Annotated in this window: 24 protein-coding genes; 22 read left to right on the top strand and 2 right to left on the bottom strand. The window is 71.9% G+C overall.

Annotation, left to right across the window (positions count from 1 at the left end; genetic code table 11):
* The first annotated feature begins 13 nt into the window (after window positions 1-13).
* A complete protein-coding gene (locus ACWIHT_RS26255; protein ID WP_456170701.1) occupies window positions 14-1978 on the top strand; it encodes a hypothetical protein in 1965 nt (654 codons plus the stop codon).
* 71 nt (window positions 1979-2049) lie between these two features.
* Here ACWIHT_RS26255 and ACWIHT_RS26250 read toward each other — a convergent pair whose 3' ends face one another.
* Window positions 2050-3240, bottom strand: coding sequence for a pyridoxal phosphate-dependent aminotransferase (locus tag ACWIHT_RS26250; RefSeq protein ID WP_456170700.1), 1191 nt, complete (start codon window positions 3238-3240; stop codon window positions 2050-2052).
* A gap of 129 nt (window positions 3241-3369) precedes the next feature.
* On the opposite strand from ACWIHT_RS26250, the gene ACWIHT_RS26245 reads away from it, so the two are divergent.
* The 21 genes from ACWIHT_RS26245 (at window position 3370) to ACWIHT_RS26145 (ending at window position 24101) form a co-directional block, all read left to right on the top strand.
* A complete protein-coding gene (locus tag ACWIHT_RS26245) occupies window positions 3370-3684 on the top strand; it encodes a hypothetical protein (RefSeq protein WP_456170698.1) in 315 nt (104 codons plus the stop codon).
* Window positions 3685-4003: 319 nt separating this feature from the next.
* A complete protein-coding gene (locus ACWIHT_RS26240; RefSeq protein WP_456170697.1) occupies window positions 4004-4540 on the top strand; it encodes a DUF2617 family protein in 537 nt (178 codons plus the stop codon).
* A gap of 203 nt (window positions 4541-4743) precedes the next feature.
* Entirely contained in the window at window positions 4744-6339 is a 1596-nt protein-coding gene (locus tag ACWIHT_RS26235) for a polyamine aminopropyltransferase (RefSeq protein WP_456170695.1), read from the top strand.
* Between the two features lie 96 nt (window positions 6340-6435).
* Window positions 6436-7239: an SRPBCC family protein gene (locus tag ACWIHT_RS26230; RefSeq protein WP_456170694.1), complete on the top strand. Its 804-nt coding sequence runs from the start codon at window positions 6436-6438 to the stop codon at window positions 7237-7239.
* 21 nt (window positions 7240-7260) lie between these two features.
* A complete protein-coding gene (locus ACWIHT_RS26225) occupies window positions 7261-8049 on the top strand; it encodes an aldose epimerase family protein (RefSeq protein ID WP_456170693.1) in 789 nt (262 codons plus the stop codon).
* A 31-nt stretch (window positions 8050-8080) separates the two neighbouring features.
* A complete protein-coding gene (gene pyrE, locus ACWIHT_RS26220) occupies window positions 8081-8629 on the top strand; it encodes an orotate phosphoribosyltransferase (protein WP_456170692.1) in 549 nt (182 codons plus the stop codon).
* A 131-nt stretch (window positions 8630-8760) separates the two neighbouring features.
* The gene (gene fbaA / locus ACWIHT_RS26215) at window positions 8761-9783 is read left to right on the top strand and encodes a class II fructose-bisphosphate aldolase (protein WP_456170691.1); all 1023 of its coding nucleotides are present in this window, start codon (window positions 8761-8763) and stop codon (window positions 9781-9783) included.
* 60 nt (window positions 9784-9843) lie between these two features.
* A complete protein-coding gene (locus ACWIHT_RS26210) occupies window positions 9844-11322 on the top strand; it encodes an MFS transporter (RefSeq protein ID WP_456170690.1) in 1479 nt (492 codons plus the stop codon).
* Window positions 11323-11368: 46 nt separating this feature from the next.
* On the top strand, window positions 11369-11782 hold the full coding sequence (locus ACWIHT_RS26205) for a DUF3151 domain-containing protein (protein WP_033284811.1): 414 nt from the start codon (window positions 11369-11371) through the stop codon (window positions 11780-11782).
* A 168-nt stretch (window positions 11783-11950) separates the two neighbouring features.
* Window positions 11951-12790 (top strand): tryptophan 2,3-dioxygenase family protein, encoded by an 840-nt coding sequence (locus tag ACWIHT_RS26200; RefSeq protein ID WP_456170689.1) that lies wholly within the window; start codon window positions 11951-11953, stop codon window positions 12788-12790.
* Window positions 12783-13979 carry a kynureninase gene (gene kynU, locus ACWIHT_RS26195; protein ID WP_456170688.1) on the top strand — a complete coding sequence of 399 codons (1197 nt, stop codon included), beginning with the start codon at window positions 12783-12785 and terminating at the stop codon, window positions 13977-13979. Before ACWIHT_RS26200 ends, kynU begins: the two co-directional genes overlap by 8 nt.
* A gap of 267 nt (window positions 13980-14246) precedes the next feature.
* Window positions 14247-15140 (top strand): alpha/beta hydrolase family protein, encoded by an 894-nt coding sequence (locus tag ACWIHT_RS26190; protein ID WP_456170687.1) that lies wholly within the window; start codon window positions 14247-14249, stop codon window positions 15138-15140.
* 162 nt (window positions 15141-15302) lie between these two features.
* Window positions 15303-16364 (top strand): alpha/beta hydrolase, encoded by a 1062-nt coding sequence (locus ACWIHT_RS26185; RefSeq protein ID WP_456170686.1) that lies wholly within the window; start codon window positions 15303-15305, stop codon window positions 16362-16364.
* Window positions 16357-17595 (top strand): acyltransferase family protein, encoded by a 1239-nt coding sequence (locus ACWIHT_RS26180; protein ID WP_456170685.1) that lies wholly within the window; start codon window positions 16357-16359, stop codon window positions 17593-17595. Before ACWIHT_RS26185 ends, ACWIHT_RS26180 begins: the two co-directional genes overlap by 8 nt.
* A 10-nt stretch (window positions 17596-17605) precedes the next feature.
* On the top strand, window positions 17606-19114 hold the full coding sequence (locus ACWIHT_RS26175; protein WP_456170684.1) for a sensor histidine kinase: 1509 nt from the start codon (window positions 17606-17608) through the stop codon (window positions 19112-19114).
* On the top strand, window positions 19111-19788 hold the full coding sequence (locus ACWIHT_RS26170) for a response regulator (protein WP_262061290.1): 678 nt from the start codon (window positions 19111-19113) through the stop codon (window positions 19786-19788). Before ACWIHT_RS26175 ends, ACWIHT_RS26170 begins: the two co-directional genes overlap by 4 nt.
* 101 nt (window positions 19789-19889) lie before the next feature.
* Window positions 19890-21275, top strand: a complete 1386-nt coding sequence (locus tag ACWIHT_RS26165; RefSeq protein ID WP_456170683.1) for a sensor histidine kinase — start codon at window positions 19890-19892, stop codon at window positions 21273-21275.
* Window positions 21272-21940, top strand: a complete 669-nt coding sequence (locus ACWIHT_RS26160) for a response regulator (protein WP_456170682.1) — start codon at window positions 21272-21274, stop codon at window positions 21938-21940. Before ACWIHT_RS26165 ends, ACWIHT_RS26160 begins: the two co-directional genes overlap by 4 nt.
* Window positions 21941-22119: 179 nt before the next feature.
* A complete protein-coding gene (locus ACWIHT_RS26155) occupies window positions 22120-22764 on the top strand; it encodes a hypothetical protein (protein WP_456170681.1) in 645 nt (214 codons plus the stop codon).
* A 13-nt stretch (window positions 22765-22777) separates the two neighbouring features.
* Entirely contained in the window at window positions 22778-23665 is an 888-nt protein-coding gene (locus tag ACWIHT_RS26150) for a glycine betaine ABC transporter substrate-binding protein (RefSeq protein WP_456170680.1), read from the top strand.
* Window positions 23666-23732: 67 nt separating this feature from the next.
* Window positions 23733-24101, top strand: a complete 369-nt coding sequence (locus ACWIHT_RS26145; RefSeq protein WP_456170679.1) for a hypothetical protein — start codon at window positions 23733-23735, stop codon at window positions 24099-24101.
* Here ACWIHT_RS26145 and ACWIHT_RS26140 read toward each other — a convergent pair.
* On the bottom strand, window positions 24080-24880 hold the full coding sequence (locus ACWIHT_RS26140; RefSeq protein ID WP_456170677.1) for a response regulator transcription factor: 801 nt from the start codon (window positions 24878-24880) through the stop codon (window positions 24080-24082). The genes ACWIHT_RS26145 and ACWIHT_RS26140 overlap by 22 nt on opposite strands.
* Between the last annotated feature and the right edge of the window lie 48 nt (window positions 24881-24928).

The raw sequence follows: 24928 nt of genomic DNA, 5'->3' as shown, positions 1-24928 counted from the left end.
ACATAATCCTCGCGTGTCCGAGATCCCCGTGCCGATACCGTCCGGTTCTGTTCCCACGGCCGCCGCACCCGTCTGGTCCGGCGAGGACGCCGCCCAGTGGTCGTCGGCCCGTAGCGCGTCCTGGGCACGGCCTCTGTGGTCGGTCTGGGGGCTGCTGATCACCGTGGTGTGGGCGAACGTGGCGACGCCGGACCAGCCGTGCAGCGATGCCGTGCCGTGCGGTACGGACTGGCTGGGCATGGCGGAGATGGGCCTGGCCGTGGGCCTTGTGTACTGGCTTGTCCGGCTGCCGGAACTGACGCTGATCGCCGCTCCCTGCCTGGCGGCAGTCGTGGCGTGGCTGGAGCTGCCGGGCGCGGGGCCGATGGCCCTCGTGGCGAACGTCTCCGTGCTCGTGGCCCTGGGATTCGGCTGGGCCGCCGCCCGTGAACGGATCGCCGCCCGTGGCCGCCAGCGGGGCTCGGCGGAGCGCGCGTCGCGTGTGCGGCACCCACTGCCCGACCCGGTCGGCCCACTGCGGCGCGGGACGATCCCGATCGGCGCGGGGCTGCTGCTGCTCGCGGTGGCCGTCTTCTGCGTGGCTCAGGGACTCGCCGGTGTCCACTCGTACCAGCACCGCGCGGAGCGTGCCGTGCGGATCACGGCGACGGTGGTCGGCCGGAGCGACGGGGCGGTCCGGGTGCGTACCGACGACGCGCGGAGCCTGACCGTAGGTGTGTCCTATCCGGAGGACTACCACGTCGGCGACACCGAGACCGTGCTGGAGGACGGGACGTGGCGGGGCCTTGCGGCCGAGCCGTACGACGCCTTCGGCTCGCAGGTGTCGGCCCTGGCCGCCGGTCTGCCGGGGGGCTCCATGCTGTGCATCGGTCTCCTCGCCCGACGCCGTGCCGCCGCACTGCGCCGCACGCCGGTTCCGGTCCTGCGCGTACGGGAGCGCATGGACGACGAAGGGTGGACCTGGATCTACGCGGGAGATGACACGGCCGGACGTACGCCGGTCCTCGTCGGCCGCTTCGTGGAGGACGGGCCCGACCCGGACGAGTCCGAAGCGGATGCGGAGGAGCTGTTCACCGTCGACACACGGCTGCACGAGGCCGTGATGTTCGGCTCGCCGTACGTCGGTGGCGAACTGGTCCTCGCCACCACCGGCCGGGACGCCCGGCCCGTCGTCATCCGTACGGCCGGGCCCGTCCGGCTGCCCCGCCCCGGCAGGGGGCCGTTACTCGTCACCGAAGAGATGACGGACCGGGCACTCGTCACCGAAGAGATGGCGGACCGGGCACTCGTCACCGAAGGGAGGACGGACCGGGTACTCGCCACCGAAGAGGTGACGGACCCGGTGTTCGCCACCGAGAAGGTGACGGACAACGCCACCGGGCTTCCGGGGCCGCGGTCCATGACCGGGACGGACCGTGCCTCCGGGCCCCTGGTTCCGGCGGGACAGCCGTTGCGCTGGGCACCCGGCGCCCTGGCACGCGCGAGTGGGGTGGCCTTGGCACTGTGCCTGACGGCGGGCGTCGCTTTCGTCGGCCGCTCACTCGTGACGGAGGGTTTCGGCTGGCGAGCGATACTCCTGCCCGGCCTGCTGACCTGGAGCGGACCCGCCGCCGAGCTGCTCAACTGGCGTGTCGTCGCGGACAGTTCGGGACTGTGGCTGGCGGGCGCGTGGAGGGTGCGGCACGTGTCCTGGGAACGGTTGCGGTCGATCCGTCGCACCGACGACGGGAGCGTGGAGATGACGACGGCGGACGGCGGCACCGCCTGGAGACTGCGGGGCCCGGGGCTGCCCTGGGCGGAACGCCGGCTCGGCCTCACCCCGTCGTACGTCCGCATGATCGACGAGGTCACCGACCTGCGCGCACACCCGGAACTGCGCCCCACCGAACCCGTTTCCCGCCGCGACCGCGGCTTCCCGCTGGGTCCTGTACTGCTCGTCCTCACGATCCTCGTGGCCGGTGCCTGGATCTTCCACTGAGCGCCGCGTGATGTGCCGCGTGCTGCGGCGCGTGCTGCGGCGCGTGATGCGGCGCGTGCTGCGTCGCGAACTCAGGGTGCGAGCCGTCGCAGCCGATCGGCCGCCTCGGTGAGGACCTCGTCCTTCTTGCAGAACGCGAAGCGCACCTGACTGCGGCCGGCGTCGAGATCGTCGTAGAAGACGGAGTTGGGGATGGCGACGACGCCGCAGCGTTCGGGGAGGGCTCGGCAGAAGGCGTGGCCGTCCTTCTCGCCGAGGGGGGTGATGTCGGTGGTGATGAAGTAGGTGCCCTGGGGCAGGTAGACCTCGAACCCGGCCGCGCGCAGGCCGTCGGCGAGCAGGTCGCGCTTGCGGCGGAGGTCGGCACGGAAGCCGTCGAAGTACGCGTCGGGCAGCGCCAGTGCCTCCGCGACCGCGTACTGGAAGGGTCCCGACGCCACGTACGTCAGGAACTGCTTCGCGGACCGTACGGCCGTCACCAGGTCCGGGGTTCCCGTCACCCACCCGACCTTCCACCCCGTGAACGAGAACGTCTTGCCCGCCGAGCCGATCGACACCGTGCGCCCCCGCATCCCCGGGAACGACACCAGCGGGATGTGCTCGGCCGTGTCGAAGACCAGGTGCTCGTAGACCTCGTCCGTGATCACCAACAGGTCGCGTTCCACGGCGAGTTCGGCGATCGCGGTGAGTTCCTCGCGGGTGAGGACGGTGCCGGTGGGGTTGTGCGGGGTGTTGATCAGGAGGAGGCGGGTGCGGTCGGTGACGGCGGCGCGCAGTTCGTCCAGGTCGAGGCGGAACGCCCCCTCGTGCGGGCGGAGTGTGACCGGTACGCGCGTGCCGCCCGCCATCGCGATGCAGGCGGCGTAGGAGTCGTAGTACGGCTCGAACGCGATGACCTCGTCGCCCGGTTCCACCAGGGCCAGCAGCGCCGCGGCGATCGCCTCTGTCGCGCCCGCGGTGACCAGGACCTCGGCGTCGGGGTCGTAGGACAGGCCGTAGCGGCGCTCCTGGTGGGCGGTGATCGCGGTGCGGAGTTCGGGGACTCCGGGGCCCGGCGGGTACTGGTTGCCGCGTCCGTCGCGCAGCGCGCGGACCGCCGCCTCGCGGATCTCCTCGGGGCCGTCCGTGTCGGGGAAGCCCTGGCCGAGGTTGATCGACCCGGTCTTCAGGGCGAGGGCGGACATCTCGGCGAAGATCGTCGTTCCGAACTCGGCGAGCCGGCGGTTGAGGAGGGGGCGTGCGCTGGAGGTCATGCCCGTCATCCTGCGCCCAAGCTCTGGACTTCCTCAACTCTGCTTTGGCTGGTGAGACGGCCGGGCATCCCTGCTTCACGCAGCACACGAGGCGCCCACGGGGGGCCGCTTCGGGGGAATCGGAAGGAGGGTGACGCCATGTTCGGCATTCTCAGTGGAGACATGTTCTTCTTCGTCATCCTGGCGGTGATCGCGGTCGCTTTCGTGGGGGCCCTGGTCCGCGCGGGCCGCAGGAACAGGATCGGCAAGGGGTCGGGGCGCCGGGCCGGGCTCCGCGGCGGGGGAACCGCGGCCGGTACGAGCAGCTGGTGGGCCGGGGACGGTGGTTCGTCCTCCGGGGGAGGACACGGCCACCACCACTCCTGCGGCGGGCACTCCTCCTGCGGAGGCGGCTCGTCGTGCGGCGGCGGGTCGTCCTGCGGGGGTGGAGGCGGCTGCGGCGGGGGCAGCTGACCAGCGCGAGGGGGGCCGGAGCGCCCGCCGGGAGTCCGCTCCCGGCGGGCGCTCCGGCGCGCGCTCGACACGCCTGGGCGTACGCCTTGGTTGAACAGTTGAGCTGTTGAGCCCCCTGAGGGATGGAAACCCCACGAAGTTGGGTAAAAACACTGTGGTGGCGCCACCGTTCATGATTCCCTCTAAATCACCAACGCGGCCCCTCGGAAGCCCGCAGACACCTTCTCCTGACTGGGCTGACCGGGCCGATCCCCCGGTGTCTACCGGGGTGCGCCGGACCCACACCTCCCCTTTCTTTGCGTGCTAGCGGAGCCGATCCATGCTCACGACCCTTCAGACCTCCTACACCGACACGCGCGCGGCCGACCTCGCCTGGACCCTGGGGCGTGAGCCGCTGCCCGCGCTGGCCACACTCGACCTGGAACTCGCCGGTGCGCGGCTTCAGTTGAGACTGCTCGGCGCGTCCCACCAGGTTCTCCTGGACGAGGAGCGGGGCAGCTGTTCGGAGACGGTCGCGTGCATCCCGGGTTCCAGTACGCCGCTGCCGCTCGGGGTCGCCAAGCGGGTCGGCGACTGGGAGTACGAGTTCGCGGCCCGGGTCGAGGTGCTGTCCCCGGGGCAGTTCGCGGGCCGCGCCCAGGAACTGCTGGCCCTGGTCGCCGACCATCCCAACGGTCTGGCGGGCGTCTTCCCCGGCAGCCCGCACGCCTTCACCGCGATGCTCGCCCAGCGGTACGAGGGCCAGGTGCACTGGCGCACCTGGCACGCCTATCCGCAGGACGGCCAGCTGGTGGCGACGCGGACGAGGGTGGGGGTGCGGGTGCCGGTGGGCCATCCGGTGCCGTCCCCTGTCTGAGGATTCGGTGTCGTCTCCTGTCTGAGGATTCGGTGTCGTCTCCCGTCCGACGATCCGATGCCGTTTCCCGTCCGACGATCCGGTGCCGTCTCCCGTCCGAGGATTCGGGGCCGCGGGGATACGACACCGGTCCCCGCCGTCGTAAACACATTCCACACGTGTGGGTGACGAAGCGTGCCCGTCGCGTGACGTAACGTCGCAGCGTGATCGAACCGCACGCGCCGGCCCGGCCGGGTACCCAGCCGCCGTGGGCAGGCCCCGCGCGGCTGCCCGTACGGCCGGGCACGGGCCGGTTCCTGGTGCTCGCGGGGGTCTTCGTCTGCGCGGCCTGCGGACTCGTGTACGAACTCGAACTCGTCGCCCTCGCCTCGTACTTGATCGGCGACTCGGTCACCCAGGCGTCCGTCGTCCTCTCCGTGATGGTCTTCGCGATGGGCATCGGCTCCCTTGCGGCGAAACGGCTGCGCTGGCACGCGGCGGCCGGTTTCGGCGCGGTCGAGGCGGCCCTCGCGCTGATCGGCGGGTGCAGCGCGATGGCGTTGTACGCGGTCTTCGCCTGGACCGGGAACTGGGGCGGCCTGTGGGCACAGGGCCCGCGCTGCCTCCTCGTCGCCTTCTCCCTCGCGATCGGCCTGCTGATCGGCGCGGAGGTCCCGCTCCTGATGGAGCTGATCCAGCGCATCCGCCGCCAGGACGCGGGCGGCGCGGTCGCCGACCTCTTCGCGGCGGACTACGTCGGCGCACTGGTCGGCGGCCTCGCGTTCCCCTTCCTGCTCCTCCCCTTCCTCGGCCAACTGACCGGCACCCTGCTCACCGGCACGGTCAACGTCGTCGCCGGCGGCTGTCTGGTCCTCGGCCTGTTCCGCCGCGACCTCACCCGCCGGGGCCGCTGGCTCCTGGTGATCACCAACCTCACCGTCCTCGGCCTGCTCGCCTCCGCCGCCGTACTCGTCGACGACTTCGAACGGGCCGCCCGGCACGCCGTCTACGGCAAGGACGTCCGCGTCGCCCTCCAGACCGACGTCCAGGAGGTCGTCCTCACCGGCGGCGACCACGGCCGCCCCCTCGACCTCTTCCTCGACGGCCGCCTCCGTGTCAGCGGACGCGACGAGCGCCGCTACCACGAGGCCCTCGTCCACCCCGCGATGGACGGCCCCCACGCGCGCGTCCTCGTCCTCGGCGGCGGCGACGGACTCGCGGCCCGCGACGTCCTGCGCAACCGGGGCGTGCGCCGCGTCGACATCGTCGAACTCGACGCCGAGGTCGTCCAGTTGGCCCGCCACGACGCCGCCCTGGCCGCGCTCAACGACCACGTCTACGGCGACCCGCGCGTCCACGTCACCACCGGCGACGCCTTCGACCTGCTGCGCCGGGTCCACCCCGGGACGTACGACGTGGTCATCGCCGACCTCCCCGACCCCGGCATCACCGCCAGCACCAAGCTGTACTCCCAGGAGTTCTACGGCCTCGCCCGCCGCGCCCTCACCGAGCGAGGCCGGCTGGTCGTGCACGCGGGGCCGGTCTCCTCCCGGCGCCGCGTCTTCTGGACGGTGGTCTCCACCCTCCGCGCGGCCGGTCTCCACCCCGTCCCCTACCGCGTCGGCGGCCGGGTGTCGGGCTTCGCGGCGGGCCCCGACCGTACGGCCGGAACGTCCCGCTCCCCGGGCGACTGGGGGTTCGTGCTGGCGGCGCGCGGGGCGGTGCCCGCGGAGCCGGGGCTGGAGAGCGACGAACGGGCGGCGGAGCGGACGTGGTTGGCGGGGCTGCCGGCTTCTACGCTGGTGCACCCGCGGTACTGAGGGCTCCTGGTGGCAACACGGCGCTGATGGCAACACGGCGCCACTTCCGCGCAACGCCAGGTGTACCCCCGCCCAACCTAGGTAGGCTCCGCAAGCATGGAGCTTGAGGTGCACGTTCCGGTTTCGCCCGAGCGGCTGCGATCCGCGCTCGGTGACCCCGCCCGGGTCGCCCGCGCCGTCCCCGGCCTCCAGCAGGACGCCGGCACCGAACCCGTCGCCGGCCGCCTGAAGGTCCGCGTCGGCGGCCACTCCATCACCTACCGCGGTGCCGTCCGCGTCTCCGCCCGGGACGACGGCTCGTACGCCGTCGAGGGCGACGCGACCGAGGCCCGCGGCACCGGCTCCGTCAAACTCGCCCTCACCGTCCGCGTCCGCGCGTCCGACGGCGGCTCGACGATCACCTTCGACGGTACGGCGACGGCGGACGGCCGCGTCACCGAGCTGCCCCCGGACGCGGTGAGCGCCGCGACGACCAGGCTGCTGGAGCGGTTCGCGGCGAACCTGGGGGCGGAGGAGGAGCCGGAGCAGGCGGAAGCCACGGACGACATCGGCGACACCGACGGCACCGACGGCACCGGCGACATCGATGACATCGACAACGTGGACGATGTCGACGACGTGGATGTGGACGAGGTGGTGGGCGCCATCGAGGAACTGCACGTCTCCGAGACCTTCGCCGAGAACCCGCAGCCCCCCGCCGAGGCCGCGCACGCGCGCCGCACGATGATCGGCCGCAGCGCGGAGGAGGTCGACCACGCGCCGCCGCGCGGGCGTTACGCCCCCGTCCCCGCGCCGCAGACCGTCTCGGCGAACGCCACGCTCCGCTGGGCGGCCCCCGCCGCCGCGCTGGTCCTGGCGTCGGCGATCGTGGTGAACAGGGTGCTGCGCAAACGCCGTTGAGCGGCCCAGTAGGGTCGTGCCGTGAGTAACGAAGAGATCACGCTGACCGCGGGCGACGCGGAAGTGACGGTGCAGCCGGGCAACGGCGGCCGTATCGGAGGACTTCGCGTCGGCGGCACCGAACTGCTGCGCCAGGGCGAGCGGTTCGGGTGCTTCCCGATGGTCCCCTGGTGCGGGCGGATCCGCGACGGCCGTTTCCTGGACGGCGGGACCGTCCACCAGATGCCCCTCAACTCCCCGCCGCACGCCATCCACGGCACCGTCCGCGACGGCGTCTGGCGCACCGCCCGCCGGACGGCCGACGAGGCGGTCATCACGTACGACCTGGTCGAGCCGTGGCCCTTCCCGGGCCGCGTCACCCAGGCCGTCGCGCTGACCGCCGACTCCCTGACGCTCACCATGGCGATCGAGGCGCACGGCGACTCGTTCCCGGCGCAGATCGGCTGGCACCCGTGGTTCCACCGCAACCTCGGCGGCGAGGACGTGCTCGTCGACTTCAGCCCCGCCTGGCAGGAGGAGCGCGGCGACGACCACCTCCCCACCGGCAACCGCATCGACATGAAGCCCAGCCCCTGGGACGACTGCTTCGGCATGCCGGACGGCGTCGACGTCACCCTGACCTGGCCGGGACAGCTGGCGCTGAAGGTGACGAGCCCCGAGCAGTGGGTCGTCGTCTACGACGAGCAGGAGGCCGCCGTCTGCGTGGAACCGCAGACCGGCCCGCCGAACGGCCTCAACACCCTGCCCCGGCTGGTCACCCCGATCGAGCCGCTGGAAGCCACGATGACCTGGGCCTGGACGCGCTTCTAGGCCGGTGGACATCGCCTCTAAGCTGGGCGCCATGACGGACGTACGCGGCGCGCTGCTGTCGCAGATCAAGGACAAGGCCGTGGTGCACGGCAAGGTGACCCTGTCGTCGGGTCTGGAGGCGGACTACTACATCGACCTCCGCCGCGTGACCCTCGACGGGGAAGCCGCCCCGCTCGTCGGCCAGGTGCTGCTGGACCTCACCGCGGACCTCGACTTCGACGCGGTCGGCGGCCTGACCATGGGCGCCGACCCGGTCGCCACGTCGATGCTGCACGCCGCCGCCGCGCGCGGACGGAGGCTGGACGCCTTCGTCGTGCGCAAGGCCGCGAAGGCGCACGGCATGCAGCGCCAGGTGGAGGGCCCGGAGATCGCGGGCCGCCGGGTCCTGGTCGTCGAGGACACCTCGACCACCGGCGGTTCCCCGCTGACCGCCGTCGAGGCGGTGCGCGCGGCCGGTGCCGAGGTCGTCGGCGTCGCGACCATCGTGGACCGGGCGACCGGTGCCGCCGAGAAGATCGAGGCGGGCGCGGGAGTGCCGTACCTCTTCGCGTACTCCAAGGACGACCTGAACCTGGACTGACCGCCCGCCCGACCATCCGGCCGCGTCTGGAAAGATGGGGACGACGATGACGTCGCACCCCAGGTCTAGGTCAGGGCCGTAGTACGCAGATCGCGAAGATCGCCAACCCGCAGATACCAAGGAGCGGACACATGCCCATCGCAACCCCCGAGGTCTACAACGAGATGCTCGACCGGGCGAAGGCAGGCAAGTTCGCCTACCCGGCCATCAATGTGACCTCGACCCAGACCCTGCACGCTGCGCTGCGCGGCTTCGCGGAGGCCGAGAGCGACGGCATCGTCCAGATCTCCACGGGTGGTGCCGAGTTCCTGGGCGGCCAGTACGCCAAGGAGATGGTCACGGGTTCCGTGGCGCTCGCCGAGTTCGCGCACATCGTCGCGCAGAAGTACCCGGTCACGGTCGCGCTGCACACCGACCACTGCCCCAAGGACAAGCTCGACGGCTACGTCCGTCCGCTGCTCGCGGTCTCCGAGGAGCGCGTGAAGGCGGGCGGCAACCCGCTGTTCCAGTCGCACATGTGGGACGGCTCGGCGGAGACCCTCGCCGACAACCTCGCCATCGCGCAGGAGCTGCTGGCCCGCGCCGCCGCCGCGAAGATCATCCTTGAGGTGGAGATCACCCCGACCGGCGGTGAGGAGGACGGCGTCTCGCACGAGATCAACGACTCCCTCTACACCACGGTCGACGACGCGATCCGTACGGTCGAGGCCCTCGGCCTCGGTGAGAAGGGCCGCTACCTGCTGGCCGCGTCCTTCGGCAACGTGCACGGCGTCTACAAGCCGGGCAACGTCGTGCTCCGCCCCGAGCTGCTCAAGGAGCTGAGCGACGGCGTGGCCGCGAAGTACGGCAAGGCGTCCCCGTTCGACTTCGTCTTCCACGGCGGCTCCGGCTCCACCGAGCAGGAGATCGCCACCGCGCTGGAGAACGGCGTGGTGAAGATGAACCTCGACACCGACACCCAGTACGCGTTCACGCGCCCGGTCGCGGACCACATGCTGAAGAACTACGACGGTGTCCTGAAGGTCGACGGCGAGGTCGGCTCCAAGAAGACCTACGACCCGCGCACCTGGGGCAAGCTGGCCGAGGCGTCGATGGCCGCGCGCGTCACGGAGGCGTGCGGGAACCTGCGCTCGACGGGCACGAAGATCAAGTAACCCCTGCGGTCTGCCGCGACCCCGGTGCTACGGCACCGGGGTCGTTGTATACCTGGGGGCATGTCCTCCGATGTGCGCCTCGCCTCGCCCCAGGGCAGGTGGATCCTGCTCACCACCGTCCTCGGCTCCAGCATGGCCATGGTGGACTCCACGGTCGTCAACGTGGCCCTGCCCCGCATCGGCCGCGACCTGGACGCCGACCTGGCCGCCCTCCAGTGGACGGTCAACGCGTACATGCTCACGCTGGCCGGGCTGATCCTCCTCGGTGGCTCGCTCGGCGACCGTTACGGCCGCCGCAAGATCTTCGTCCTGGGCGTGGTGTGGTTCGCGGCGGCTTCCCTGCTCTGCGGCCTGGCCCCCAACGCCGGGGTCCTGATCGCCGCCCGCGCGCTCCAGGGCATCGGCGGCGCACTCCTCACCCCCGGCTCCCTCGCCCTCATCCAGGCGTCCTTCCACCCCGACGACCGGGCCAGGGCGGTCGGCCTGTGGTCCGGCTTCGGCGGTATCGGCGCGGCGATCGGCCCGTTCCTGGGCGGCTGGCTGGTGGACGGCCCCGGCTGGCGCTGGGTGTTCCTGATCAACGTCCCGATGGCGCTGGTGTGCGCCCCCATCGCCGTACGCCACGTCCCCGAGTCGGCGGACGGCCGCACCCACGGCCGCTTCGACGTACTGGGCGCGGCACTCGGCGCCATCGCACTCGCCCTGGTGACGTACGCGCTGATCGAGGCGGCCGACGGCCCGCTCCCCGTCGTGATCGTCACCGCCGTCGCGGGCGTGGCCGCGGGGGTCTCCTTCGTCTACGTCGAGAAGCGCAGCCCCGATCCGATGATGCCGCCGGGCATCTTCGCGTCCCGCCAGTTCACGGCGGTCAACCTGGTCACGCTCTGCGTGTACGCGGCCTTCAGCGGCTTCTTCTTCCTGACGGCGCTCCAACTCCAGGTGGTGGCAGGCTATTCGGCGCTCGCAGCGGGCACGGCACTGCTCCCCACGACCGCCCTGATGCTCCTCTTCTCGGCCCGCTCCGGCGAACTGGCCCAGCGCATCGGCCCCCGCATCCCCCTCACCGTCGGCCCTCTGCTGTGCGCGGCGGCGATGCTCCTGATGCTGCGGGTCGGCCCCGACGCCTCCTACCTCACCGACGTCGTACCCGCGCTCCTCGTCATGGGCGCAGGCATGGTCATCCTGGTAGCCCCCCTCACGGCCACCGTCCTCGCCTCCGTCGACACCGCCCGCGCGGGCCTGGCCAGCGGCATCAACAACGCGGCGGCCCGCGCGGCCGGCCTCATCGCGATCGCCGCGCTGCCGCTGCTCGCGGGGATGGGCTCGGAGGCGTACCGCTCGGCGACCACCTTCGACCACGCCTTCGACCGGGCGATGGGGTGGTGCGCGGGGGTACTGGTGGTCGGTTCGGCCCTGGCTTACACAACGGTCCGCCGCCCACCCCCGGACTGCCGCCGCCCGGAGTGCGTCACCCACGGCTCGATCACGGCCCCGCCACTGGAGCCACGGGCGGGGAAGGGGCGTCTCGACGCCGGGTAGCGGGCGGATGCCTGTCAATCGCCGCCCCTGGGGGAGACTGGAACCCATGACGATTCACGAGAACCTCCTCGGGGGACCGCCCCCGACCCATCTTCCCGAAGACCCCGGGCCGCGCGACCTTCTCGCGAGCGGGGCGACGCCCGCCGATGTCGCCGCGAAGTATCCGACCTCCTCGCTCGCGTGGGCCCTGCTGGCCGATGACGCGTTCGAGCGGGGCAGCGTCGTGGAGTCGTACGCCTATGCCCGTACGGGCTATCACCGCGGGCTCGACTCGTTGCGGCGCAACGGCTGGAAGGGGCATGGTCCGGTGCCGTGGGAGCACGAGCCGAACCGTGGTTTTCTGCGTGCGCTGCACGCCCTCGCGCGGGCCGCGCAGGCGATCGGGGAGCAGGAGGAGTACGCGCGGTGCAGCCAGTTCCTGAAGGATTCCTCGCCGACGGCGGCCCAGACGCTGGGCTAGGGCCAGTCCCGTAGTCCGGGTGTGGTGATGCGGGTCCGCCTGGTGTGACCGGGCGGACCTTGCGGTTTTGCGGGACGATTGTGCAGGATGCCCGGTGGGGACCGGGGCCCCCGTGTCGGAATTCGGCAGGGGCGGACCGCTACCCGGAGTACGCATCAGGAGACAGCGATGTCCCAGCAGGCTCAGGAAACGCAGGAGCCCGAGGCCCCGCATCTCGACTTCCAGGGAACGACCCCCTACGAGGACTATGTCCAGGCGGACGTCCTCACCCACCTCCAGCACACCCGCTCCGACGACCCCGGCGAGATGGTCTTCCTGGTCACCACCCAGGTGATGGAGCTGTGGTTCACGGTCATCGTGCACGAGTGGGAGACCGCCGCGCGGGCCCTGCGCGAGGACCGGGTGCCGGTCGCGATCGACGCGCTGAAGCGTTCCGTACGGGAGTTGGAGGCGCTGAACGCCTCCTGGCGGCCCCTCGGACAGCTCACCCCGGCGCAGTTCAACTCGTACCGGGCCGCTCTCGGCGAGGGCAGCGGCTTCCAGTCCGCGATGTACCGCCGCATGGAGTTCCTGCTCGGCGAGAAGTCCGCGTCCATGCTCGTCCCGCACCGCGGCGCACCGCGCGTGCACGCCGAGTTGGAGAAGGCACTGCACGAACCGAGCCTCTACGACGAGGTGTTGAGGCTCCTCGACCGGCGCGGGCACACGGTCCCCGAGGCCGTGCTCGCGCGTGACGTGTCGCTGCGCTACGAGCCGTCGGCGGAGGTGGAGGAGGTGTGGACCGCCCTCTACTCCGGTGACCCCGGCGACGAACTCGCCCGGCTCGGCGAGGCGTTGACCGATGTCGCCGAGCTGGTGTGGCGATGGCGGAACGACCATCTTGTCGCCACCCGGCGCTCGATGGGCGCGAAGACCGGGACCGGTGGCTCCGCGGGCGTCGCCTGGCTGGAGAAGCGCGCGCAGAAGAACGTGTTCCCCGAGCTGTGGACGGCGCGCTCCCATGTCTGAACTAGCGCTCAAGGCGGAGAAGTTGGACGCCGCCGACGAACTCGCGGGCGTGCGTTCGCAGTTCGTCCTCGGTGACGATGTCGTGTACCTGGACGGGAACTCGCTCGGCGCGCTGCCGGTGGCGGTCCCCGGCCGGGTCGAGGACGTCGTACGGCGGCAGTGGGGCGAACTGCGGATCCGGTCCTGGGAGGAGAGCGGGTGGTGGACCGCGCCCGAGCGGATCGGCGACCGGATCGCCCCGCTGGTCGGGGCCGCGGCCGGGCAGATCGTCGTCGGCGACTCCACAAGTGTCAATGTGTTCAAGGCGGTTGTGGCGGCCGTGCGGATGGCGGGCGGCTCGGGGCGGGACGAGATCGTCGTCGACGCGACGACTTTCCCCACCGACGGGTACATCGCCTCGTCGGCGGCCCGGATGACCGGCTGTACGGTGCGGCCGGTGAACCCGGCCGAGGTGCCGGGCGTGCTCGGCGACCGTACGGCGGCGGTGCTCCTCAACCACGTCGACTACCGCACCGGCCGGCTGCACGACCTGCCCGCGCTCACCGCCGCCGTACACGCGGCGGGTGCCGTGGCCGTCTGGGACCTGTGCCACAGCGCGGGCGCCCTGCCGGTCGGACTCGACGAGCACGGGGTGGACCTCGCGGTCGGCTGCACCTACAAGTACCTGAACGGCGGCCCGGGTTCACCGGCGTACCTGTATGTGCGGTCCGATCTCCAGAGCCGTTTCGACTCCCCGCTCCCGGGCTGGAACTCGCACGCCGAACCCTTCGGCATGCGGCCCGCCTACGAACCGGCGCCGGGCGCGCCGCGCGGCCGGGTCGGCACCCCGGACATCCTGTCCATGCTCGCCCTGGAGGCGGCCCTCGACGTGTGGGACGCCGACGGCGTCTCGGTCGGGGCCGTGCGGGCCAAGTCCCTCGCGCTGACGGACTTCTTCCTGGAGTGCGTGGCGTCGTACGTGCCGTCCGGGCGGGTGGAGTCGGTGACTCCGGTCGCCCACGCGGAGCGGGGGAGCCAGGTCGCGCTGCGCTGCGCGGACGCCGGTGAGGTGATGCGGCGGCTGATCGAGCGGGGTGTGGTCGGCGACTTCCGGCACCCGGACGTGCTGCGGTTCGGATTCACCCCGCTGTACGTCGGGTTCGGGGACGTGGAGCGGGCGGCGCGGGTGCTGGGGGACCTGGTCGGTTAGGACCTCTGGAAGCCGTGTACCTCGACCTAACCGTCGTAGAAAGCTGGAGTGGTTAGGTCGCAGTGGACTGCCGGCGATGTGCCGGTGACGTGCACCGCAGAACCGTTTACGCCTCACCGAGCGTGACAACCGCGGTCCGCGTGCACGTCACTGGCCTGGTAGCGTCCCGGCCGACGGCCGAATTTCTTCGTGTGTTTCGCTCCTGGTCGCCATATCCCGTCACATCCCGATCCGTCCAAGTCCTTTTCGTCGCTGAGAGGTTGGAGCATGCCGGACGACGCCGCTGCCGCACGTGCCGCCGCAGCCGCCGTGGAAGAGGAGTCGGCCTTCTCGCACCCCGCCGTGGAACCCGACGGCACCGCGGCGTACGGCGACCACCCCGACCAGGTGATCGACTTCTACGCCCCGCACGGCGAGCGCGTGCCGGGCGAACCGGCGCCGCTGGTCGTCGTACTGCACGGGGGTGCCTGGCGGACGCCGTACGACCGCCGGCACGTCACCCCGTTCGCGGACTTCCTGGCCCGCCGGGGGTTCGCGGTGGCCAATGTCGAGTACCGGCGGGGGGCGGCGCTGCCCGCGCAGGGCGGCACGGGCCCGGTCGCGGGCCGCTGGCCGGACACCTTCGACGACGTCGCGGCGGCGCTCGACGCGCTGCCCGCCCTCGTCCGGGAGGCGCTTCCGCAGGCCGATCCACGCCGCACGGTGCTCACCGGCCACTCGGCGGGCGGTCACCTCGCGCTGTGGGCGGCGGCCCGGCACGTCCTCCCCAAGGACGCCCCCTGGCGCACCGACGCCCCCGCCACGCTGCGCGGTGTGGTCGCCCTCGCCCCGATCGCCGACTTCACTGTCGCCGAGAAGCTTGCGGTGTGCGGTGGAGCGGCGGGTCAACTCCTGGGTGGAGAGGCCAAGTTCGCGGAACGGCTGCCGTACGCCGATCCGACGCTCCTGCTGCCCACCGGCATCGCGACCACGCTGGTCCAGGGTCGCGCCGACCTCGAAGTCCCGCAGGCGGTCGCCGAGTCGTACGCGGACGCGGCGGCGAAGTCCGGCGAGGTCGTGGGCCTCACGCTCCTCGAAGACGTCGGCCATTTCCCCCTGATCGACCCGGCGGCGGACGCGTGCGCGGTGGTGGCGGAGGAGATCGCACAACTGGCGTGGTGAGCCTCCGACTTAGGTCGGCCTCTCGTCCACCCCGGTCATACCCGTAGTACCTGAGAGCTACGTCGCAGGTGAGTTCCCTGGCGGGACGCGGACGACGTGCGCGGATCCGTAATTTTCCTTCCAGTTCGGCCCGACGGCGGCCGTGCGGGAGGGGAGACGGACATGGGGCTGGGTACGGGGGTGGCGGGCGCCGTCGCGGTAACCGACGCGGTGGGGAGCGGTCCGTCACGGGAAACCGAGGCGCCACGCGCCGGCCACAACAGACGGCTCCGGACCGGCAGTTGGCGCCGCGCGCTCCTTGCCGCGCTCGTCATAGGTGCCGTCGTGATCCCCCTCTCGGCCGCTGCCCGGCCCGAGATCCCGGCCCCCGCACCGGCCGCGCTCGCGCCACTCACCGCGGCCACGTTGGCCGAGACGTACGCGGCGAACGGCGCCAACGCCGCCGAGGCGTCCCGCATGGCAGGCGCCGACGGCGACGAGCGCCGCGCCGCGACGGACCGCGCCATGGCCGACCCGGCCCGCCACCTCCTCGCCTACGACGGCCGCGGCCCCGGCCTGGCCACGGAGGTCCTCGGCGACCTGGCCCACGCCGACCGCATCGCCGTCCTGGTCCCCGGCTCGGACACCTCGCTCGACACCTACGACCGCTTCCGTGCCACCGCGCTGAACCTCCGCCGCCAACTGACCCACGACGCCCCGAACTCCCGTACGGCGGTGGTCTCCTGGCTCGGCTACGACACCCCGCGCACGGTGAGCACCACAGTGCTGACCGCGAGCAGAGCCGACCAAGCGGCCCCGCGCCTACGGGAGTTCATACGGCAGCTGCACGCCGTCACCGGCCGCACGGCGCGGATCGCGCTGCTGTGCCACTCGTACGGCACGGTCGTGTGCGGCCGGGTCGCCGCAGGCCTGGACGTGTCCGACCTCGTCCTCGTCGGCAGCCCCGGCACGGGCGCCGACTCCGTTGCGGGACTGGGTACTTCGGCCCGCGTCTGGGCGGCGCGCGGCGCCGACGACTGGGTGGGCGACGTCCCGCACGTCAGCGCTGACCTGTTCGGCACGACCGTCGGCTTCGGTACGGATCCGGTGTCCCCGGAGTTCGGCGCCCGCGTCTTCGCGGCCGGGGACGGCGGCCACAGCGACTACTTCGCACCGGGCTCTGCCTCCCTGGCCAACCTCGCCCGGATCGTCCTCGGCGAGACCACGGAGGTGACCCATGCGTGAGCGCCTCCGCCGGGCCGCCGTCCGCCTCGACACCGCGACCCCGCCCGACCGGGACCGGGCCGTGGACGCCCTGCGTGCCTTCGCGATCCTCGGTGTCGTCCTGGGCCACTGGCTGGTGACGGCCCTGGTCGCGGACGGCGGCACCCTGCACACGGCGAGCCCCCTGCGGGACATGCCGTGGCTGGCGCCCATCTCCTGGGTGTTCCAGACGCTGGCGGTGTTCTTCCTGGTCGGCGGCCATGTGGCCACCCGGGGTTACGCCTCCGCACGCGCCCGGGGCACGACGTACGGCCAGTGGCTGGCCGCCCGGCTGGCCCGGCTGTTCACTCCGGTCGCCGCGGTCCTCGTCGTGTGGACGGTGACGGCCCTCGCGCTGCTCCTGTCCGGCACGGACTTCGACACGGTCCGCGCCCTGGTCAAACTGGCGTTGTCCCCGATGTGGTTCCTGGTCGTGTTCGCGGGCCTGACGGCGGCCACCCCGCTCCTGACCCGGCTCAACCCGCTGTGGCCGCTGGCCGTCGTCCTGCACGTGGACCTGATCCGTTTCGGACTCGGCGGCCCCTCCTGGCTCGGCTGGGTCAACGTCGCGGCGGGCTGGCTCGTGCCCTACACCCTCGGCGCGGCCTGGACCCGGGGCGAGTTGGACCGGGCCAGGGCGGGCTGGGTCCTGCTGGCCGGAGGTACGGCGGCGACGGCGGCCCTCGTCCTGTGGGCGGGCTACCCGGCGTCGATGGTCGGCGTCCCCGGCACCACGATCTCCAACCTGGACCCGCCGACCCTGGCCGCTGTCACCTTCGGCCTGGCCCAGTGCGGCCTGGCCCTGCTGCTCCGGGACCGGTTGCGCCGCGCACTGCGCCGCCCCCTCGCCTGGTCGGCGGTGGCCCTGGTCAACCTCTCGGCGATGACCGTCTTCCTCTGGCACCAGACTGCCCTCATGGCCACCACGGCCGCGACCCTGCCCGCCGGCCGCCTGCCCGGCCTGCACACCCGCCCCGACGACCTGACCTGGGTGGCGGCCCGACTGGCCTGGCTCCCGGTGTTCGCGCTGACGCTGACCGTCTGCTGGGCGGCGTTCCGGGCCTACGAACAGGGCCCGCGGCACCACCCGTCGCGCCACCCGTTCCACCATCCGTCCCGCCGCCCGTCCCGCCGCTCAGGGGTCGCCCGCGCCCACACCCGCGCCGACACCCACCCGCCCCACCCGGCAGCGAAGAGCCCTCGCCGTGCCTAGGGTTGACCAGGTGAACGCAGTCGCCGACGGTGCCGGGCCCCCGCACACCGCACCCGTCCTGTTCCCCGGACACCGCTGGCTGCGGTACATCACGTACGCCCTCGTCTCCCTCGCCGCGCTCGGCCTCTCCCTGGCCGGCACGGACGAGATGATGAGCGGGTACGAACTGGGTGTGTTCCAGGGCCTGTTGGCCGGTTTCGCGCAGGGCGTCGCCCTGGTCCTCGCCCTGCGCCGCCCCGTCCCCGCCTGGGCCCTGTCCCTCACCGCCACGGCCTTCACCGCGCTGACCGCGCGTGCCGCCATGAATCCCCTCCCCACCATGAATCCCCTCCCGGGCCCGCCCCCCGGCCCCAACTGGCCCTGGAGCACCACCGAAGTAATCGTCCAGGCCGCCGTCCTGCTGCTCGTGGCCCTGCGCGTGCCCACCCGCAAGGCTCTCGCGGCGCTGGCCGCGACCGCCCTGACGACGTTCGTCATCCAGGGTCTGGTCGGCGCCCAGCGCTACTCCTCGACGGGCATGGTCGCGGTGGCCGTCTGCGCGGTGGCCGTCCTCATCGGCACCGCCCTGCGCGGACGCAGCGAGGCCCGTACCCAGCTCGTGGAGCAGGTCACGATCACGGCGGAGGAACGCAACCGCCGCACACTCCTGGAGGAGCGCAGCCGGATCGCCCGCGAGCTGCACGACGTGGTCGCCCACCACATGTCGGTGATCTCCATCCAGGCCCAAGTGGCGCCCCTCCTGGTCGAGAACCCGTCGGAGGAACTCAAGGAGAACCTCGCCGGCATCAGACAGAACGCCCTCGAAGCTCTCGCCGAACTGCGCCGGGTCCTCGGAGTGCTCCGCTCGGAGAACCCGGAGTATCCCGACGACCCCTACGCCCTGGGCGGCCCCGGCACCGGTGCGGCCCCCGACGCCCCGCAGCCCACCCTCGACCGCCTGGACGCCCTGATAGAGAACACCAAGGCCGCCGGTCTCGATGTGCGCGGCGACGTCAGGGGCGAGGCGCGCCCGCTGGCACCCGGCGTGGAGCTGTCGGCGTACCGCATCGTCCAGGAGGCCCTGAGCAACGCGCTGCGGCACGCCCCCGGCTCCACCGTCGCCGTCGAGGTCGCCCACGACCCCGACGGACTACGGCTGATCATCACCAACTCCCGCCCGCAGCAGGCCGCCCCGCCCTCCCCGGGCGCCGGACACGGCCTGCTCGGCATGCGGGAGCGCGCGGCGATGCTCGGCGGACACCTCACCGCGGGGAACACGTTCCAGGGCGGCTTCGCGGTCGTCGCGTTCCTCCCCAGAGACGGCGTCGCACTCCCCGACGAACCCGACGAACCCGACGAACCCGACGGATCCAACAGACCCGACGGCCCGGACAGCGCCGACGGACCCGCCGCCCCCAGCACCTCCGCATCCGCCGCCTCCGGCACATCCGCCCCCGGCACATCCGCCTCCGCATCCACCACCCCCGACAGACCCGCCGCCCCCGAGATCATCTTCCCGACAGGAGACGACACCCCATGACGAGCGGCACCATCCGTGTACTCATCGCCGACGACCAGCAGATGGTCCGCCAGGGCTTCACCGTGCTGCTGAACGCCCAGCCCGGTATCGAGGTCGTCGGCCAGGCGGTCGACGGCCTGGACGCGGTGGCCAAGGTCGCCGAACTCGCCCCGGACGTCGTCCTCATGGACATCCGCATGCCCGAGCTCGGCGGCATCGAGGCCACCCGCCGCATCACGGACGCGACCCCGCAGATAAAGGTCCTGGTGCTCACCACCTTCGACCTCGACGAGTACGTGTACGAGGCGCTGCGCGCCGGTGCCTCCGGTTTCCTCCTGAAGGACGCGTCCGCTGAGCAACTGGCCGAGGCGGTACGGGTGGTGGCGGCCGGCGACGCACTGCTCGCGCCGGGTGTCACCCGCCGTCTGATCGCCGAGTTCTCCCGGCTGAACGGCACACCACGCACCCCGCTCAAGTCACGCGTCGGCGACCTCACCGAACGCGAGACGGAGGTGCTCGCGCTGATCGCGCAGGGCCTGTCCAACGCGGAGATCGCCGAGCACCTGGTCGTCGCCGAACAGACCGTGAAGACCCATGTCGGCCGCATCCTGGTGAAGTTGGGGCTGCGGGACCGTACGCAGGCGGCGGTGTTCGCGTACGAGTCGGGGTTGGTGCGGCCGGGCGGGGGCCGCTGAAGCCCGGCCCTCGGGCATACCCGTAGTACTTGAGAGGGACGCCCCAGGACCCTTCTCACAGGTGACGACGACTACCCGCCCCTCCGCCTACCGTTTTGAATGTGACCGAGACGACCCAGCAGTTGCCGCAGACGGGCGGGGCCAAGCCGCGCAGCCCGGAGTTCAGGCTTGCCGCGGACGCCCTGCGCGGACTGCGGCAGGACCTGTTCCACGACGCCTTCGCCTACCGCCCGTTGCCTCCCTCCACCGCCGACGGCCCACTGACCCGGAGTCTGAAAGGGCGGGCGCGGGAGTACGTGGCCTGGAGCCCGCACGCCCTGATCACCGCGGCCGGCCTGCTCGGGATGTTCGTCGCGACGAACGACGAGGCCCGCGGCGCGGGCAGCAACGTGATCCTCGGCCTGCTCGCCCTGGTGCCGGTGCTGCTGACCATGGTGCGGCCGGTCGGCGCGTTCTGGCTGTCCATGGCCGCGACCCCGGTCGCCACCGCCCTGGCGACCGAGTTCGACGACGAGTGGCCGTGGCGGAACGGCAGCTTCATATGTCACCTGTCCGTGCTCGCGATCGTGGCGATACGCACCCGACCGCGCACGGCCGCCTGGATGTGGGCGCTGACGGCGGTCTACGGCATCGGCGCCACCAGCTTCGCCGGCGGCCACGCCTTCGGCTCGGACAGCGCGCAGATGCTGTTCCTCTCCGCCCTGATGCTGCTCGGCGTCGCCGTCTGGCAGATACGTCGCGAGGCCCGGCAGGAGGTGACCGCGCAGCAGTCGGTGACGGCGCACGAGCGGTCCCGGCGCACCCTCCTGGAGGAACGCACGACGATCGCCCGTGAGCTGCACGACGTGGTGGCCCACCACATGTCGGTGGTCGCCATCCAGGCGGAGGCCGCGCCCTACCGGGTGGAGAACCCGCCGCCGGAGCTGGAGCGCGCGTTCGTCACCATCCGGGAGAACGCGGTGGCGGCCCTGACCGAACTGCGCCGCGTCCTGGGCGTGGTGCGCGCGGAGGACTACGAGGCGCCGGACGCCCCGCAGCCCACCCTCGCCGACATGGACGCGCTGCTGGCCAATGTGCGCGACGCCGGCCTGAGCGTCGACAAGGCGGTGACGGGGGCGGTGCGTGAACTCCCGCAGGGCGTCGAGCTGTCGGCGTACCGGATAGTGCAGGAGGCGTTGAGCAACACCCTGCGGCACGCGCCCGGCGCGAGTGCGCGGGTGGAGATCGGTTATGTGCTGGGCGGGTTGGGCCTGCGGATAGTCAACGGCCCGATACCCGAGCCGAGTCTGGTGAAGCCCTCGCCCGGCGCGGGCCACGGCATCACGGGGATGCGGGAGCGGGTCTCCATGCTGAACGGCGAGATGACGGCGGCCCCGGCGGACGGCGGCGGCTACGAGGTGACGGTGTTCCTGCCGGTCCCGAGTGCGAGTGAACCGGTGCCGAGCACGGGCGAACCGGCGCCGGGCGCCAGGGAAGGTGACGCATGACGATCCGCGTGCTGATCGCGGACGACCAGATGATGGTGCGCGAGGGCTTCTCGGTCCTGTTGGGCGCGATGCCGGACATCGAGGTCGTGGGCGAGGCGGTGAACGGACGGGACGCGGTCGAGCGGGTGCGTGAACTGGCCCCGGACGTCGTCCTGATGGACATCCGGATGCCCGAGATGAACGGCATCGAGGCGACCCGGGAGATCGTCGCGGCGGACAGCGCGGCGAAGGTGCTGGTGCTCACCACCTTCGACCTCGACGAGTACGTGTACCAGGCGCTGCGCGCGGGAGCCTCCGGCTTTCTGCTCAAGGACGCCTCGGCACGCCAACTCGCCGACGGGGTAAGGGTGGTGGCGGCCGGCGAGGCGCTGCTCGCCCCCTCCGTGACCAGGCGGCTGATCACGGAGTTCTCGAAGCTGGCCGAGGCGCCCCGGCTGATACCGGCCGCGCAGCAGGTGGCGTACGGAGATCTGACCGAGCGGGAGACGGAGGTGCTGGTCCTCATCGCGCAGGGGCTGTCGAACGTGGAGATCGCCGAGCGGCTGGTGGTCGCCGAGTCGACGATCAAGACCCATGTCAGCCGTGTCCTGGTGAAGTTGGGGCTGCGGGACCGCACGCAGGCGGCGGTGTTCGCGTACGAGGCGCGGCTGGTGACACCGGGGTAGCGGCGGGGTCGCGGGGTACCGCCGGGTACGGGCGGACTCTGAGGAGACTGTGACGAAACGCCGATGCGATTCTGTGCCGGGCTCTGAGGGGACGTTGATCAGCGGCGGAGGATTCCGTCCGAGAGTGGTGCGCAGCAACTGGTGCTTCCACCGAACTTCCCCTCTCGATGGAGTGATCCATGGCATTCGCCCCGCGCAAGAAGAAGTCCTCCCGATCCCTCTCCCCCCGTGCGCTCGGCGTGCTCGGCGCGCTCACCGTGGGTGCCTCGCTGCTCACGGCTCCGCAGGCCCTCGCCGCCGACACCCCCACCAACGCCGAACTGCTGAAGGCCTGCAACTGGGCGAGCTTCTGCAAGTTCCGCCCGCAGAGCTACTGGAGCTACACCGGCCCGGCGCACCAGGTCGGCAGCACCGCGTACAACTGCGGGTCCCAGACCAACCAGCACCGGATCGACTGGTCGGACACCACCACCGCGGGCAACACGGTCGGCGTTTCGGTCACGGCGGGCTACAAGTTCGCCGAGGTCTTCGAGGTGTCGGTCGAGACGAGCTACAGCCACACCTGGCAGAACTCCCACACCGACACCGAGTCCAACACGGTCAACATCCCCTCGGGAAGCTACGGCTGGATCGAGCGCGGTACCTCGAAGCAGCAGGCGAAGGGCTGGTGGGAGATCCAGTTCAAGGACAAGTACTACGGCCACTACGACTGGTACGTCTACGACTACCAGGAGTCCGGTTTCAACAGCGACAACCCCAGCTACGGCTATGTCACCTTCAAGGACAAGCCGATGAGTTCGGCGGACCGCGGTCGGCACTGCTGACGGGCGGGGTGTGATGTTCCGTACCGTCGCCGCGGTGGTCGGCTCGCTGCTCCTTCTCTCCGGGTGCGCGACCGCGAACGCCCAGGGCACGCACGTCGGTTACGCGGACGGTGCGGGGCCGACGGTGATCGGCAGCGACGGTTCGGCCCGGAGCCGGGTCGTGGCGGCGCTCTACGGCGAACTCCTCACCGGGGCGGGGCGGAAGGTGCGGACGGCGGGCGCCTCGTACGCGTCCCCCGTCGACTCCGCCCAGGCCGTGGTGGACGGGCGGATCGGCATCGCGCCCGCCTACGAGTCGACCCTGCTGCGGGCGATGCCGGGCGGGCAGACCATGCCCGGGAACATGGAGGCGACGCTGAGCATGGCGTTGCCGCCGGGGATCGTCGCGTTGCCGCCGGCCGCGGCGCAGGGCGGGGTCGTCCTCGCGGTCACCCGTTCCACCGCCGGACGGTACCGGCTGAGCGGTCTCGCGGACCTTCGCGGGGCGGGCACCGGGCTGACGCTCGGCGGTTCCGCGTCCGGCGATCCCGACGCCCCGTCCGTCGCCGCCCTGAAGCAGGCCTACGGCGTCACGCTCACCCCGGCGAAGGAAACGAAGGAAACGAAGGAAACGAAGGGAACAGGGACGGCGGACGTGCTGGTGTTGCGCAGTACCGACCCGGTGATCGCCCGGGACGGGCTGGTGGTGCTCACGGACCCCGAGTCCGTCGTACCGCCCGAGCATGTCTTCCCGCTGATCAGCGCCCCCTCCGTGGACCTGGCCGGCCGGACGGCACTGGCCCGGGTCAACACACGCCTGACGACGGCCGAGTTGGCGATGCTCACCGCGTCCGTCGAGGCGGGCGAGACCCCCGCCCGGGCGGCCAGGGCCTGGCTGCGCGCCAAGGGCCTGCTGCGCTGAGCCGCGGAGGGCCACTTCCCCCCCACCCACACACACGACCAACTCACTTACGAAAGAAGGTAGTTCTATGCGCACGGTCAGACGCAAGGTGGTCATGGTGATGCTCGCGGCAGCCGCCGCCGTCGGTGGTCTCGCGGCCCCCGGGACGGCCTCCGCGGCGAGCGACAAGTTCGTGACCCTCAGGGTGTGCAGCGGGTCCACGGAGACGGTGAAGTTCTACTTCGTCGGGGAGAACCAGTACGGCGACTGGGGCGGCTCGCAGTTCTGGGAGATCGCGCCCAAGGGCTGCACGACGGCGAGCGGTTACTGGTGGAAGGCCGGGCAGTCGGTCGAGTTCCACCACCGCAAGCCCAGCACCGGCTGGCGCTGGGAGCCCCGGCTGATCTCCTACAACGACACCAAGGACAAGGCCGTCTACGACCTCTGGATCGGCTGACGGAGATCGGTGCCGGCGGGGCCGGGCTGGTCTGGCAGGTCGGGCTGCACCAGGTAGCCCGCGCCCCGCACGGTACGGATGAGGGACTGCCCGGAGTCGTCCAGCTTGCGGCGCAGGTAGTAGACGTAGGTCTCCACGACTCCTGACTCGCCCTGGAAGTCGTAGTTCCAGACGCTGTCGAGGAGGCTGCCCTTGGAGATGACCCGGCCGGCGTTCTCCATCAGGACCTTCAGCAGGGCGAACTCGGTGGCGGACAGGCGCACCGGCCGGCCGTGCCGCCAGGCCTCGCGGGTGTCGACGTCGAGTTCGACGCCGCCCGCGCGCAGGCGACGCGGGGCGGCGGGCGTGTCGTAGGCGATGGCCCGGACGGGGGCGGGTGCGGGGGGTGTGGTGCGGGAGCGGCGGATCAGGGCGCGGATGCGGGCGCTGACCTCGGTGAGGTCGAAGGGCTTGGTGACGTAGTCGTCGCCGCCCAGGGCCAGGGCGCGGCACTTGTCCGCGACCGAGTGGCGGGCGCTGAGGAAGAGCACCGGGGTGTTGTCGCCGGAGGCGCGCAGCAGTCGGCAGACCTCGGTGCCGTCGAGGTCGGGGAGCATCACGTCGAGGAGTACGGCGTCGGGCCGTAGCGCGCGGACGGCGGTCAGCGCCTCGGTGCCGGTGGCGACGGTGTGCGCGTCGAAGCCGAGGAAGCCCAGGGCGGTGACGAGGGGCGCGGAGATACTGGCGTCGTCTTCCACGACGAGGACGCGGGGGTGGTCGGGGGAGCGTTCTCGGGTCACGTCTGACGCACCTTCGGTCACTTGGGTCACTCGATCACCTCGGTCAGG

The organism is Streptomyces sp. NPDC002276, from assembly GCF_053891435.1.
Note: the sequence above shows the minus strand (reverse complement) of the source record. Positions and strands in the feature narration are given on the sequence as shown.